The organism is Streptomyces sp. MB09-02B, assembly GCF_033794485.1.
Lineage (GTDB): Bacteria > Actinomycetota > Actinomycetes > Streptomycetales > Streptomycetaceae > Streptomyces.
Window position 1 is genome coordinate 1 of the sequence record NZ_JARGEE010000265.1, and the last position, 12,667, is coordinate 12,667.

The 12,667-nt window shown below is 74.8% G+C and carries 10 protein-coding genes; 7 read left to right on the top strand and 3 right to left on the bottom strand.

From position 1 onward, the window contains the following. Positions 1–938 (top strand): VWA domain-containing protein (locus tag P1P70_RS29700; protein WP_319243140.1); only part of this gene is annotated, 938 nt, incomplete at its 5' end. 4 nt (positions 939–942) lie between these two features. On the opposite strand, the gene P1P70_RS29705 is transcribed toward P1P70_RS29700, so the two are convergent. Then, positions 943–1,311 (bottom strand): VOC family protein, encoded by a 369-nt coding sequence (locus tag P1P70_RS29705; RefSeq protein ID WP_319243143.1) that lies wholly within the window; start codon positions 1,309–1,311, stop codon positions 943–945. 77 nt (positions 1,312–1,388) lie between these two features. Between P1P70_RS29705 and P1P70_RS29710 the strand changes: the two genes are divergently transcribed. The 4 genes from P1P70_RS29710 (at position 1,389) to P1P70_RS29725 (ending at position 9,816) form a co-directional block, all read left to right on the top strand. Further along, on the top strand, positions 1,389–2,321 hold the full coding sequence (locus tag P1P70_RS29710; RefSeq protein WP_319243145.1) for a universal stress protein: 933 nt from the start codon (positions 1,389–1,391) through the stop codon (positions 2,319–2,321). 149 nt (positions 2,322–2,470) lie between these two features. Then, positions 2,471–5,719, top strand: a complete 3,249-nt coding sequence (locus tag P1P70_RS29715) for an ABC transporter permease (protein WP_319243147.1) — start codon at positions 2,471–2,473, stop codon at positions 5,717–5,719. Between the two features lie 155 nt (positions 5,720–5,874). Continuing rightward, positions 5,875–8,700 carry an ABC transporter permease gene (locus P1P70_RS29720; protein ID WP_319243160.1) on the top strand — a complete coding sequence of 942 codons (2,826 nt, stop codon included), beginning with the start codon at positions 5,875–5,877 and terminating at the stop codon, positions 8,698–8,700. 84 nt (positions 8,701–8,784) lie between these two features. After that, complete coding sequence (locus P1P70_RS29725) at positions 8,785–9,816, top strand: ABC transporter ATP-binding protein (RefSeq protein WP_319243148.1); 1,032 nt, start codon at positions 8,785–8,787, stop codon at positions 9,814–9,816. Positions 9,817–9,825: 9 nt separating this feature from the next. Here the strand turns inward: P1P70_RS29725 and P1P70_RS29730 are convergent, their stop codons facing one another. Together P1P70_RS29730 and P1P70_RS29735 are read right to left on the bottom strand one after the other, a co-directional pair. Continuing rightward, complete coding sequence (locus P1P70_RS29730; protein ID WP_319243151.1) at positions 9,826–10,518, bottom strand: ABC transporter ATP-binding protein; 693 nt, start codon at positions 10,516–10,518, stop codon at positions 9,826–9,828. 131 nt (positions 10,519–10,649) lie between these two features. Then, on the bottom strand, positions 10,650–11,057 hold the full coding sequence (locus P1P70_RS29735; RefSeq protein ID WP_319243153.1) for a CoA-binding protein: 408 nt from the start codon (positions 11,055–11,057) through the stop codon (positions 10,650–10,652). 255 nt (positions 11,058–11,312) lie between these two features. Here P1P70_RS29735 and P1P70_RS29740 point away from each other — a divergent pair, with 255 nt between their 5' ends. Continuing rightward, the gene (locus tag P1P70_RS29740) at positions 11,313–12,104 is read left to right on the top strand and encodes a hypothetical protein (protein WP_319243155.1); all 792 of its coding nucleotides are present in this window, start codon (positions 11,313–11,315) and stop codon (positions 12,102–12,104) included. Next, the coding region (locus P1P70_RS29745) for a histidine phosphatase family protein (protein ID WP_319243157.1) at positions 12,101–12,667 on the top strand (567 nt) is incomplete at its 3' end. The genes P1P70_RS29740 and P1P70_RS29745, both read left to right, overlap by 4 nt.

Below are 12,667 nucleotides of genomic sequence, written 5' to 3' on the forward strand. Positions count from 1 at the left end.
GTGGGGGGCTCACGCTCGGCTCGGGAGGGGGCGCCTCGGCCGGGCTCGGTTCGGGTGGGTTCACCGAGCGGCTGGACGCCGACGAGGTCCGGCGCCGTATCGAGGAGTTTCGCGACCGGGTGCGGACGGAGGCGCGGCGGCGGGTCGCCGAGCGCCGCGGCGCGGAGATGATCGCCGAGCGGGGTATCGCACCCAGCGCCGACCAGGTCGACTTCCTCATTGCCAACCGTGAACAGCTCGTCGAACTGCGCCGTACCGTCCAGCCGTTGGCCCGTAAGCTCGCGACCCGGCTGGCCGCCAGGCGGCGCCGGGCCGCGCGCGGCCAGATCGACATCCGGCGCACGCTACGGCGCTCGCTGTCCACCGGCGGCGTGCCGCTGCGCCCCGCCCATCGACGGCACCGGCCGGCCCGCCCGGAGATCGTGCTGCTCTGCGATGTCTCCGGGTCGGTCGCCGGGTTCGCGAACTTCACGATGCTCCTGGTGCAGGCGATGCGGGACCAGTTCAGCAAGGTGCGGGTCTACGCCTTCGTCAACCGCGTCGACGAGGTCACCCGCCTCGTCACCACCGGGCAGGCCGACCCGGCCGAACTCGGGCGCCGGATCGCCACCGAGGCCGCGATCACCGGTTGGCACGGCAGCAGCGACTACGGGGCCGCGCTCGGTGAGTTCGCCGAGCACCATCTCGACGCCGTGGGCCCCCGCACGTCGGTCATCGTGCTCGGGGACGCCCGCACCAACGGGTTCGACCCCAACGCGGAGGCCCTGCGGCGCATCGTGGCCCGGGCCCGGCGCGTGCACTGGCTGAACCCCGAGACACCGAGCACCTGGGGGGTGGGCGACTCCGCCGCCCCGGTCTACGCCGGGATCGTCGACATGCACACCTGCCGGAACGCGCGGCGGCTCGGGGAACTGGTGACGCGGTTGCTGCCGGTGTGACGGGTCACCCCCGGCCGGTGTCGATCACGCAGAAGCGGTTGCCCTCCGGGTCGGCGAGGACGACGAAGTCGGCGTCCTCCGGGTAGTCGTCCCAGTCGACCCGGCGTGCTCCGAGGCCGACGAGCCGTTCGACCTCGGCCGCCCGGTCCTCCGCGTTCCCCGCGTACAGGTCCAGGTGCACCCGCGGCCGCTCCTGCACCGGGGTCTCGCTGCGGCCCAGGGAGATCTGCGCGCCGCCGCCCTGCGGCTGCACCAGCACGACCCAGTCGTCCTCCGGCTCCTCCCGGGGGACGTACCCGAGGGCCGCCGTCCAGAACGCCGCCGCCCGACGCACGTCGGACGCGCCCAGCACCACGGATCCGATTCTCAGCATGGTCCGATTCTCGCCCCTGCGGATCCGCCGCCCTGCGGCGATGCTGGAAACAGGCCTCGACCTCAGGAGGTGCGCCCATGTTCCGCACCGTCACCGTGGGCATCGACGGTTCGCGCGAGAGCCTCGCCGCCGCTGAGTGGGCGGCCCGGGAGGCACGGCTGCGCGCACTGCCGCTGAGGCTGCTCAACGTCTGGGAGCCGGTTCCCGAGCCGATGGGGCGGGCGCCGGTGCTGGGAGCGGAGGAGAACCGGGACCGTGAGGGGGAGGGCGGCACCGGGGTCGGGAAGGTTCTGCGGGAGGCGGCCGACGGCATTCGGCTGCGCCACCCCGGCGTGGACGTCGGCGTCGAGCAGGTGACGGGTCGGGCGTCGGAGGAACTGGTGAAGGCGGCTCCGGAGGCCGAGCTGGTGGTCCTCGGCTCCCGTGGACTGAGCGGGATCGCCGGCTTCCTGCTCGGTTCCGTGGGGCTACACGTGGTCGCGCACACCGAGCGGCCTGTCGTCCTGGTGCGGGCGGGGGAGCGGGCGGCGGACGAGCACGCGCCGGGTCCGGCCGGGTCTCAGGCCACCGCGGCGCCGTTCCGGCCCGTCGTGCTCGGTGTGGACCTCGCGCACCCGGACCCATCGCTGATCCGGTTCGCGTTCGAGGCGGCCGCGGTGCGGGGGACCGTACTGCGCGTGCTCCACGGCTGGAGTCCGCCGTCCCGCTCCGGTCTGCGGGAGAGGCCGGGCCTGGGCGCCGATCTCGATGCCGACCTGGGCCGTATGGACGACGCCGGGCTGCGTGACGCACTGCGTCCCTGGCGGCTGGAGCACCCGTCCGTCGAGGTCGAGGCGGAGTCCCGGCGCGGGAAGGCCGCCGACCATCTGCTGGAGGCGTCCCGGGACGCCTCCCTGGTCGTCGTCGGGCGGCGCGTCCGCCGTTCGCCGCTGGGGGCGCACATCGGCCCGGTCGCCCACGCGGTGCTGCATCACGCCGGGGTGCCCGTGGCGGTCGTTCCGCACGACTGAGATCCCGGGACCATCAAGAACCGTCGATATCGATCACGAGACGACCAACGCCAGTCCTACAATGCCCTCTTGCAGTCGCACGCCACCGACGTCATCTCGCGTCCGGTCCGTGTGGTTGGACAACGGGGGATTCGGTGGGGGGACGAGCGGTGCCTGCGGGCTTACTGCGCTTCATCGTGCTGCGAGCATGGGCGTACCGCGCGCTGGTCGGTGCCGTGCTGCTGACGGTGTCGCTGACCACGGCCGTGCTGGCCGCGCTCACCGCGTACTCGGGAGCGATAGGCGACGCGGCGCTGCGGAAGTCGCTCGCGGAGCAGCGCACCGCCGCCGAGGCCGCTCTGGTGCTCAAGGCCGATGTGCCGGCCGAGGAGCGGCAGGCGGCCGACGACGCCGTGCGGGCCGGCGCCCGAACCGTCTTCGACGGGCTGCCCGTGCGCGTACGCACGCTGCTGCGGTCCGGGCCGTACGCCCTGCCGGGGGCGCTGCGGCCGCCCGCCGAGCGGGGAGGGAATCCGGACCTCACGTACTTCGCGGCCCTGGATCGCACGCAAGTGCGAACCGTCGCCGGTCGGCTCCCCCGTGAGGCGGTGGCACCCGGGCCCGTCGAGGTCGCCCTGCCGCAGAGCGCCGCCCGGCGGCTCGGGGTGGCGCCCGGTTCCCGGCTGACCGTCACCGACCGGCTGGACGGCCCGGCGGTGCCCGTGCTGATCACCGGCGTGTACCGCCCGGCGGACGCCCGGGCACCCTACTGGCAGTTGGACGACCTGGGCGGCCGCGGCGTGAAGGCGTCGAGCTACACGACGTACGGGCCCCTGCTCACCGCCGCGGGAGTGCCGACGTCGGGCCGGGTGAGCGTCGGCGCGTCGGGCTGGCTGGTCTCGGCCGACTACTCCTCGCTGACGACGGAGCGGATCGGCCCGCTGCGCGAGGCCGCACGCTCGGGGAGCGCGGAGCTCCGCGAGCGCCCCGCTCTCAGCAGTGCGACCACGGCGGACACCGCGTTGCCCGAGGTACTGGACCGCGTCGAACGCTCCCTGCTCGTCACACGTGCCGGCATGCTGATCGTCGCCGGGCAGCTCGGACTGCTCGCCGCCTGCGCCCTGTTGCTCGTCGCACGGTTGCTCGACTCCGACCGCATGGGCGAGACCCGGCTGCTGCGTGCGCGCGGTGCCACCCGGGCACGGCTGGCGGGCCTCGCCGCGCTGGAGGCCCTGCTGGTCTCCGTGCCGGCGGTGCTGGTGGCGCCACTGCTGGCGGGACCGCTGACCCGACTGCTGGCCGAACAGGGCGCGCTGGGCCGGACCGGGGTGCGCGTCGACGTGCCGGCGGGGGGCAGCCCCGAGGTGTGGGCGGTCGCCGCGGGCGTGGCCGCGCTGTGCGCGCTGGCGGTGGCCGTCCCGGCGTGGCGGGCGGCCTTGGCCGGCACCGTCGCGGTGCGGGCGGGGGCGCTGGCCGCACCGCTGCGGGCCGGGGCGGACGTCGGGTTGCTCGCCGTCGCCGGTGTCGCCTTCTGGCTGCTCGGCAGCCAGGACTCCGGTGCCGTCACCGCCGACCGCGACGGGGTCCTCGGCGTCGATCCGCTGCTGGTGGTGGCGCCCACCCTGGTGCTGTTCGCCGGAACGGTCCTGGTGCTGAGGCTGCTGCCCTTGCTGGCGCGTGTCGGCGAGCGGATGCTGACCCGCGGGCACGGGCTCACCGCGGCCATGGTCGGCTGGCAGTTCAGCCGCCGACCGATGCGGGGGGCCGGTCCGGTGCTGCTGCTGGTCATCTCCGTGGCACTGGGCGTGGTGGCGATCGGACAGGACGCGTCCTGGCGCCGTTCCCAGGCCGACCAGGCCGATTTCCGCGCGGGCGCCGAGGTGCGCGTCGTGGCCTCCGGGGGCGGCGTCGTGGGCCGTACGGACGACTACGCCGACCTCCCGCACGTGGACGCGGTCGCCCCCGCGGCCCGCGGCACGATGTCACTCTCCGGCAGCCGCAAGGCGACCGTCGTGGCCCTCAACACCACGGAGGCCGCGAGGGCGGTGCTGGCGCGGCCCGATCTGACGGACGGTCCGCTGCTCGCCGGCCTCGCGCCACGCGGCGCCCCCTCCGGCATCGGGATACCCGAGAGCACCACCCGGCTCACCCTGACCGCCGCCCTGCACAGCACCGCGCCCGGGACCGAGGCGGACGTCACACTCACGGTGCGGGACCGCCACGGGACCTCCTACGAACTGCCGTCCGGTCACCTTCCCGCCGACGGCCGTGAGCACCGGCTGACCCCGGATCTGAACGGCGCCCGGGGCCCGCTGGCGTTGACCGGGCTCCGCCTGAGCACACCGCAGCCGACCGAGGGCCCCGACCGGCACCGCCTGGTCATCGGCGCGCTCACGGCGACAGCGGGCGACGGCGACATCCGGCGACTGACCCTGCCGACGAAGTGGACGACCGCGGTCGAGGCCGACTCGGCCGCCGCCCCGCCCGAGGACGACGCCCGGCCGACGCTGCCCCGGCTCACGTCGACGGCACCCCTCACCCTCACGTACGACACCGGGTACCAGCTGCCCGGTCTCCGGCCGGCCGCCCTGCCGCTGGAGGTCCGGCTCAAGGTCGTCCAGCCCGCGGCGCCCGAGGTCGTCGCGGTCGCCACAGACCGGTTCCTCAGCACGTCCGGTGCGCGCGAAGGACAGCGCGTCGAGGTGTCGTTCGACGGCCGTTCCGTGCCCGTACGTATCGTCCGCACCGCGAGTGCCCTGCCCACGACGGAGGCCACCACCCAGGACGGCGGGGCCCTGTTCGTCGACCTCCGAGCCGTCAACCGGGCGCTCCAGGACCGGTACGGAACCAGCCTGAAGCCCACCGAGTGGTGGCTGAGCACGGACGCGCCCGCTGCCACCGCGGTGGCAGCGCGCGCCCTGCCCGATGTCGATCCGGAGCAGGTGACGGTGCGCGACGAGATGGCGTCGAAGCTGCGCGACGACCCCTTCGGGGCGGCTCCGGAAGCGGCGCTGATCGCGGCGGCGGTGGTGACGGTGCTCTTCGCCTCCCTCGGCTTCGCGGTGAGCGCGGCGGGGGCGATGCGCAGCCGCGACGCCGAGTTCGCCGTGCTGCGCGCCCTGGGGACACCGCGCCGTCGGCTGGCCCGGCTGGTCGTCGTGGAGCAGGGCGTCCTGGTGACCCTGGCGCTGCTGGTCGGCACGGCCCTGGGCACGGTGCTGACGCACGCGCTGGTTCCCCTCGTCGTCCTGACCGGGCAGGCCACCCGGCCGCTCCCGCCGGTGCTGGTCGAACTCCCGCTCCTGCGTCTCACCGCCCTGCTGGCGGCCCTCGCGGCGGGCCCCGCCCTCGTGACCGCGATCCTCGCCCTCCGGCGGGCGAAACCCGTGACGGCTCTTCGGGACGAGGTGCCCCAGTGAACCAGCAGCCGGTGCCCCCTCGGGACGGGCGGTCGAAGGCGGTGTCTTCTCGGGACGGGGAGACGAAGGCGGTGTCCTCTCGGGACGGGCGGTCGAAGGCGGTGTCCTCTCGGGACGGGGAGACGAAGGCGGCGGCCCCTCGGGACGGGGAGACGATGGGCGTGCCACGGCATGTAGGGGCCGGTTTGCGGACACGGCTCAGGGCCTTCGCCGGTACGTCCGTGGCGCTCGCGCTCCTGGTGGCCGTGACCGCCGCGCTGGCCGCCGCGTACCCGCGCGCCGTCGACCGGTACGGGGACGCGGGGCTGCGCCGGGCGGTCGAGCAGGCCCTGCCGGACCAGACGACCGTGCAGATGCAGGTCCCGCTGCCCTGGATGGACTCGGTCGAGGAGTTGGAGGCCGCCCTGCGCACCGGTCCGCTGGCCGAGGCGCGGGCCGAGATCCTCGCCACCGCAGAGGCGCCGCTGGTACCCGACCCCGCGCAGTCGTCGTACGGCGTGCGCACCACCGTCGGACTCGAAGCGTCCGACCCCTGGCTCCCGCAGCCCGGCGGCCGGCCCGCCCAGATGGTCCTCGCCGCCCAGCAGGACCTGGCCTCCCACACCCGGCTCAGCGCGGGCCGGTTGCCGCGCACCACGGGCGCGCCGGTGACCGCGGCGACCGCGCGGGTCGAGGCCGCCGTCACCGTGGAGACCGCCCGCACGCTCGACATCCGGGTGGGCTCGGTCATCCACGTACCGGGCTCGGGACGTGCCCCGCTCGCCGTCCACATCACCGGCATCGTCGTCCCCCGCGCCCCCGAGGGCGCCTACTGGTCGGCCCTGCCGGTGCTGCGCACCCCGGCGCTGAGCCGTCGGCCCGACCTCGCGCCGTCGGATGTCCACTGGCTCGGTGGCCTGCTCCTCGCCCCCGACGCCGGCCCGGCCCTCCTGGGCACTCCCGGCCGCCCGCAGCGGTACTGGCACGTGGCCCCCGACGTCGCCGCCCTGCGCGGCCACGACCTCGACCGGCTGGCGTCCGCCGTGGCCGCCCTGGAGTCGGGGCCGGGGGTGCAGCGCCTGCGGACGGTCGTGGACGCCGGCCTGGAGGCCCAGACCAATCTCGACGAGGTCCTCGCGGACCACGCCCGACTCCGGTCGGGGATCGACCCGCTGCTGCTCCTCGCCGCCGTTGGCACCGGCAGCCTCGCCGTGATCGTCCTGACCATGGCCGGCGGCGTGGCGGCCGATCGCAGGCGCGCGGAGCTGGCCCTGCTGCGTGCCCGTGGTGCCTCACTGTCCGGCCTGGCCGTTCGGCTGCTGGCGGAGACGGCGACGGTGGCTGTGCCCGCCGGCGCCCTCGGCCTGACCGCCGCACTGCTCGTCCTGCCCGGTGCCCGCACCGCGCCCGCGGTCGCCACCGCCCTCGCCGTCACCCTGCTCGCCTGCCTCGCGCTCCCCGTGCGCGCCGTGGTGGCCCACCGCACGGTACGGATGCACGACGGGCGGGAGGACCTCGCCGCCGCCCGGCCGTCGCGGCGCCGAACGGTGGCGGAACTGACCGTCCTGGTGATCGCGGTGGGGGCGGTCGCCGCACTGCGCCGCCAGGGATCCGGCAGCACCTCTCTGGTGGCCGCCGCCCCGCTGCTGACGGGCGTGGTCGCGGCGCTGCTCCTGGCACGCCTCCACCCCCTGCCACTCCGTGCGCTGAGCAGGGCGACGACGCGCTTGCGCGGTCTGGTCGTCCCCCTGTCGCTGGCCCAGGTGGCCCGCGCCCCCGGCTTCGCCGTCCTGCCCCTCCTCGCCCTGCTCAGCGCCCTGACCACGGCCGCGTTCGGCGGCTCGGTCCTGGCGGGCGTCACGGCGGCCCGCGACCAGGCCGCCCTCCACGAAGTGGGCGCGGACGGCCGTATCGAGACCACCACGGGCGAACTCCCCCGGGGCCTGCCCGACCGCGTCCGCCGACTGTCCGGCGTGCAGGACATGACGGAAGCGCACGTCACCTACGACGCGAAGCCGGAACAAGGCAGTCAGCTGGTGCCGCTGGCCGCCGTGGACCCCGGGGCGTACGCCCGGCTCTCGCACCACACGGGCATGGGCGCGTTCGACGCGGCGAGCCTCCGGCGGACGGATGCCGGGACGACGGATGCCGGGACGGCGGGCGGCGCGACGGCGGGCGGCGCCACGACGGACGCCGGGACGACGGACGGCGCGACGACGGACGGCGCGACGACGGACGGTGCCGACCGGCCCCTGCCCGCGCTGGCCTCACCCCGCGTGGCCGACGAGTACGGCACCGGCCCCTACTCCGTCCTGCTCCCGGACGGCACCTCCGTCACCGTCCGCATCGTCCTGGTCCGGGACCGCACCCCGGCCGTGGCCGGTGACGACTTCCTGATCGTGGACCGGGCCGGCCTTCCCCGGGTCGCGGCGCGTACGACGACGCTGCTGCTGACCGGTGACGCGCTGAACGGCCGGGCGCTGCGCTCGGCGGCGGACGGCACCGCGGCGACCGTCCGGCTGCGCGCCGAGGAACGTACACGGCACGTCGAGTCACCGCTCCAGTCCGGCGCGGAACGCCTCTACGCCGTCGCCGTCGCCGCGGGCGCCGGGTACGCGATCCTCGCGCTCGTGCTGACCGTGCTGCGCACCGCGCCCGAACGCGGTGCCCTCCTCGCCCGGTTGCGCACGATGGGCATGACCCGGGCCCAGGGCCGCCGACTGCTGATCCTCACGGCCCTCCCCCAGGCGTTCCTGGCCGCGGCCGGCGGCGTGCTGACCGGCTGGGTCGCCATCCAGCTGCTGTCACCCGGTGTGGACCTCACGGCCATCGCCCTGGCATCCCCGTCCGCTGTGGAAGGGGCCGTGCTGCGCACCGATCCGCTCTCGCTGGCGGTTCCGGCGCTCGCCGTGCAGCTCCTGGCCGTCGGGGTGCCCGCCGGCCAGGCCTGGTGGACCAGCCGACGTGGCTCGGTGCGCGAACTGCGGCTCGGTGACACCTAGAGCCCTTCCGACCGTGCGCAGACCCCCGCGACCAAGCCCACTCCGCCACCGGCCCGTGTCCCTCCGACCGCCCAGGAGCAGCCGATGACCAGCAGCCCGACCTTCCACGAGCTCGCCGACCGTGCCCTCGCCGCGCGCGACGCCGCCGCCTACGGCCAGGACGCCCTGATCAGCTGCGACCGCCTGGTGCGGATCTTCACCGCCGACGGCGTGGAGGTGCAGGCATTGCAGGGTCTCGACCTCCTCGTGCGCAAGGGGGAACTCCTGGCCCTGGTCGGCGCCTCGGGCAGCGGCAAGTCCACCCTCATGAACATCCTCGCGGGACTGGACAGACCCACCGCCGGCGCGACCCGCGTCGCCGACCACGACCTGGTCACGATGTCCGCCAAGGAACGACTCGCCTACCGCCGCAGGACCGTCGGCTTCGTCCGGCAGCAGACCTCCGCCAATCTCCTGCCCTATCTGACCGCCGCGCAGAACGTCGCCCTGCCCCTGCAGTTGGCCCGCGTCCGAGGCGGACGCCGAGCCCGGGCCGAGCGCTCCATGGAACTGCTCGACCTGCTGGACGTCGCCGCGTGCCGGGACCGGCGACCGCACGAGATGTCCGGCGGCCAGCAGCAGCGCGTCGCCCTCGCCGTAGCCCTCGCCAACGACCCCGCGGTGCTGCTCGCCGACGAGCCCACCGGCGAACTCGACTCCCACACCGCCGAACAGGTCTTCGCGGCCTTCCGCACCGCCAACGAGGAGCTGGGGACGACCATCGTGATCGTCACCCACGACCAGTCCGTTGCCGATGAGGTCCGCCGTACGGTCGCCATCCGGGACGGGCGCACGGCGACGGAGGTCCTGCGCCACAGCGAGGTCGACTCCGCCACCGGCCAGGAGAACCTGGTCGCCCGCGAGTACGCCATGCTCGACCGCGCCGGCCGTCTCCAACTCCCCGCCGAGTACACCCGCGCCCTGGGGATGCGCGACCGCGTCGCCCTGGAACTGGAACCCGACCACATCGCCGTCCGCCCGGACGACGCCCGCGACACTCACAACGCCCGCGACGCCCGTGACGCCCACGACGCCCGTCGCGGCTCGAATTCCGCCGGGGAACAGCCGGGGCCCTGAGACACACCCTCAGGACTCGGTGATCTCGCCGTCCTTCAGCTCCAGCACGCGATCGGCGAGGTCGAGGAGCGTCGAGTCATGGGTGGCCACGAGAGCCGTGATCCGTTCGCTGCGGACGACCGCGCGCAGCAGTTCCATCACGGAGTGCCCGGTCTCCGCGTCCAACTGGCCGGTCGGCTCGTCGGCGATGAGGATCGAGGGACTGTTGGCCAGGGCACGGGCGATGGCGACCCGCTGGCGCTGCCCGCCCGACAACTCGCCCGGCCGCTGCGCCGCATGGTCCGCGAGCCCCACGAGGGACAGCAGCAGTTCCACGCGCTCCCGCCGCTCGCGCGGGTCCGCCCTGCGCAGACGCAGCGGCACGCCCACGTTCTCGGCGGCCGTGAGGATGGGGATGAGCCCGAACGACTGGAAGACGAAGCCGATGCGCTCCCGGCGCAGCGCGAGGAGGGCGTCCTCACCCTGGTCACCGAGGTGCAGACCGTCGATGGTGACGCGGCCGCTGTCCGGTTCGTCCAGACCGCCGACGATGTTGAGCAGAGTGGTCTTGCCCGAGCCCGAGCGTCCTTTCAGCGCGACGAGTTCCCCCTGAGGGACCTCGAAGGAGACGCCGCGCAGCGCGTGCACGGCGCCGGCACCCCGTCCGTAGGTCTTGTGCACATCCGCCACCCGCAGCATGGCCGCGGTCACCGCCTGGCCCATCACGCCCCCGTATGCTCCGCCGATTCCGCAGCGGCCCAGTGTCGCACCCCCGTGCGACACCCGGCAAAGCCCGATGTGCCGCGGCCCCGTTGCTCCCACGCGCGGGCCGCGTCCGTTACCGTCCGGCGGCGTCAGCCCAGGCGGGGGATCTCGATCGCCGGGCAGCGGTCCATGACCATCTCCAGGCCGGCCTCGCGGGTGCGGTGGTAGGCGTCCTCGTCGACCACACCCAGCTGGAACCAGACCGCCCCGGCACCGATGCGGGCCGCCTCGTCGGCGACGGGTCCGGCGAGCTCGCTGTTGACGAAGACGTCGACGACGTCCACGGGGAAGGGGATGTCGGAGAGGGAGGCGTAGCCCTGCTCGCCGTGGACCGACTCGGCCTTGGGGTGCACCGGGACGACGCGTTTGCCGTAGCGCTGGAGGACCTGCGCGACGCCGTACGCCGCCCGTTCACGGTTGGTGGACAGGCCGACGACCGCCCAGGTGTCGCCGAGTTCCGTCAGGATCTTGCGGATCGTGGCGGGGTCGCCGTACATGTGCCGTCTCCTCTGTCCGTCTGTCCGTCTGTCCGTCTGTCCGTCTGTCCGCACGAGCCGTCCGTCTGGCCGTCCGTCCGTCCGTCTGGCCGTCTGTCCGTACGAGACGCCCGGCGGGGCCTGTCTGCCCCAACAGCGTGCGGTGTCCGGCGATTCCCGGCGCCCGGCCCCTCACTGGTGCGTTCATGGCGGCTCGCGCACCGGAAGGCCGTCCTCCGCACTGCGTCCGGCCGTTTCCCCGCCTACGCTCACCCCGTGCTGCGTATCACCGACGCCCGAAGCGGCGAACCCGCCGAGATCCGCAGGGCGCTGACCCGCGTCCACGCCCATGTACCGGGGGACGACACCTCGGCCCTGCGGGTCCTGCTGGTCGCCGACGTCCTCGCCCGTGCCCTGGAACTGAGCGGGAGCCCCGTCCTCCTCGTCGCCGACCCACCCGCCGAACTGCGGCGGCGCGCCGACGACCTCGGCGTCCGGCCGAACGAGACCACCGCGACGAGGGGCGGACAACGCGTGCTGCGCGTGACCGGCTCGGGGGAGTCGAAGCCGAGGCGCCCCGACCACGCCGACGGCTCCGGTGACGGTTCCGGTCAGGGCTCCGGTGACGGCTCCGATGACGGTTCCGTCCGCGCGGACGACGCCGAGGGCCCCGACACCGACATCACGGTCGAGGTCGCCCCGGTACGTGGCACCGAGGCGCCCGCCGCGTCGGGCACCACCCTCCGGCTCGCCCTGCTCACCCACCCTCGCCGGACACCCGCGACCCTCGACGCCACCGCGCTCACCGAGGCCGCCGACACGCTCGACCACTGGCGCACGGCGGTGGCGGCGTGGGCGACGCGACCGTCACGGCCGGTCCCCGAGCCCGTACGGCAGGCCCTGCGCGCCGCCTGGGAGGACGACCTGGACGTACGCGCGGTGCTCGACGTACTGCGGGACGTGGAGGGCGCGCCGGACGTACCGGACGGGGCGCGGTTCGAGACGTACGCCTACGCCGACCGGCTCCTCGGACTGGAGCTCACCCGGCAGATCGGAGCATCGGCATGAAGGCGCGCGCCAAAGCGGGCCCGCTGCGCAGACTGATCGTCCTGCGGCACGCCAAGTCCGCCTGGCCGGTGGGTGTCCCCGACCACGAGCGGCCCCTGGCCCCCCGGGGCCGCCGTGACGCCCCCGCCGTCGGACGGGCCCTCGCCGAGGCGGACTGCCTGCCCGACCTGGCCGTGTGCTCCACGGCCGTACGGGCACGGCAGACGTGGGAACTGGCCGCGGCGGAGTGGGGCACGCCACCGCCCGTACGGCACGAGGCGCGGGTCTACGCGGCCGAGGTGCCCGAGTTGCTGGACGTGGTGCACGAGACCCCCGACCGGGTGCGGACCCTGCTGCTCGTCGGCCACAACCCGGGCCTGGAGGAGCTGGTCCTCGACCTGGCCGGTGACGCCCTGGACGACGCGCTGGACGACGTGCGCACCAAGTTCCCCACCTCGGCGATCGCCTTCCTCTCCTGGCACGGCGCGACCTGGGCCGCACTCGCCCCGGGAACGGCCCTGCTGACCGACATGATCGTGGCCAGGGGCAAGAAGGGGGCCAAGAAGACCAAGGGGGCCAAGGGG

Bases quoted from the DNA above. Each gene is read 5' to 3' on its own strand.
- P1P70_RS29705 (WP_319243143.1), bottom strand. From the start codon at position 1,311: ATGCTGAGAATCGGATCCGTGGTGCTGGGCGCGTCCGACGTGCGTCGG.
- P1P70_RS29710 (WP_319243145.1), top strand. From the start codon at position 1,389: ATGTTCCGCACCGTCACCGTGGGCATCGACGGTTCGCGCGAGAGCCTC.
- P1P70_RS29720 (WP_319243160.1), top strand. From the start codon at position 5,875: ATGGGCGTGCCACGGCATGTAGGGGCCGGTTTGCGGACACGGCTCAGG.
- P1P70_RS29725 (WP_319243148.1), top strand. From the start codon at position 8,785: ATGACCAGCAGCCCGACCTTCCACGAGCTCGCCGACCGTGCCCTCGCC.
- P1P70_RS29730 (WP_319243151.1), bottom strand. From the start codon at position 10,518: ATGGGCCAGGCGGTGACCGCGGCCATGCTGCGGGTGGCGGATGTGCAC.
- P1P70_RS29735 (WP_319243153.1), bottom strand. From the start codon at position 11,057: ATGTACGGCGACCCCGCCACGATCCGCAAGATCCTGACGGAACTCGGC.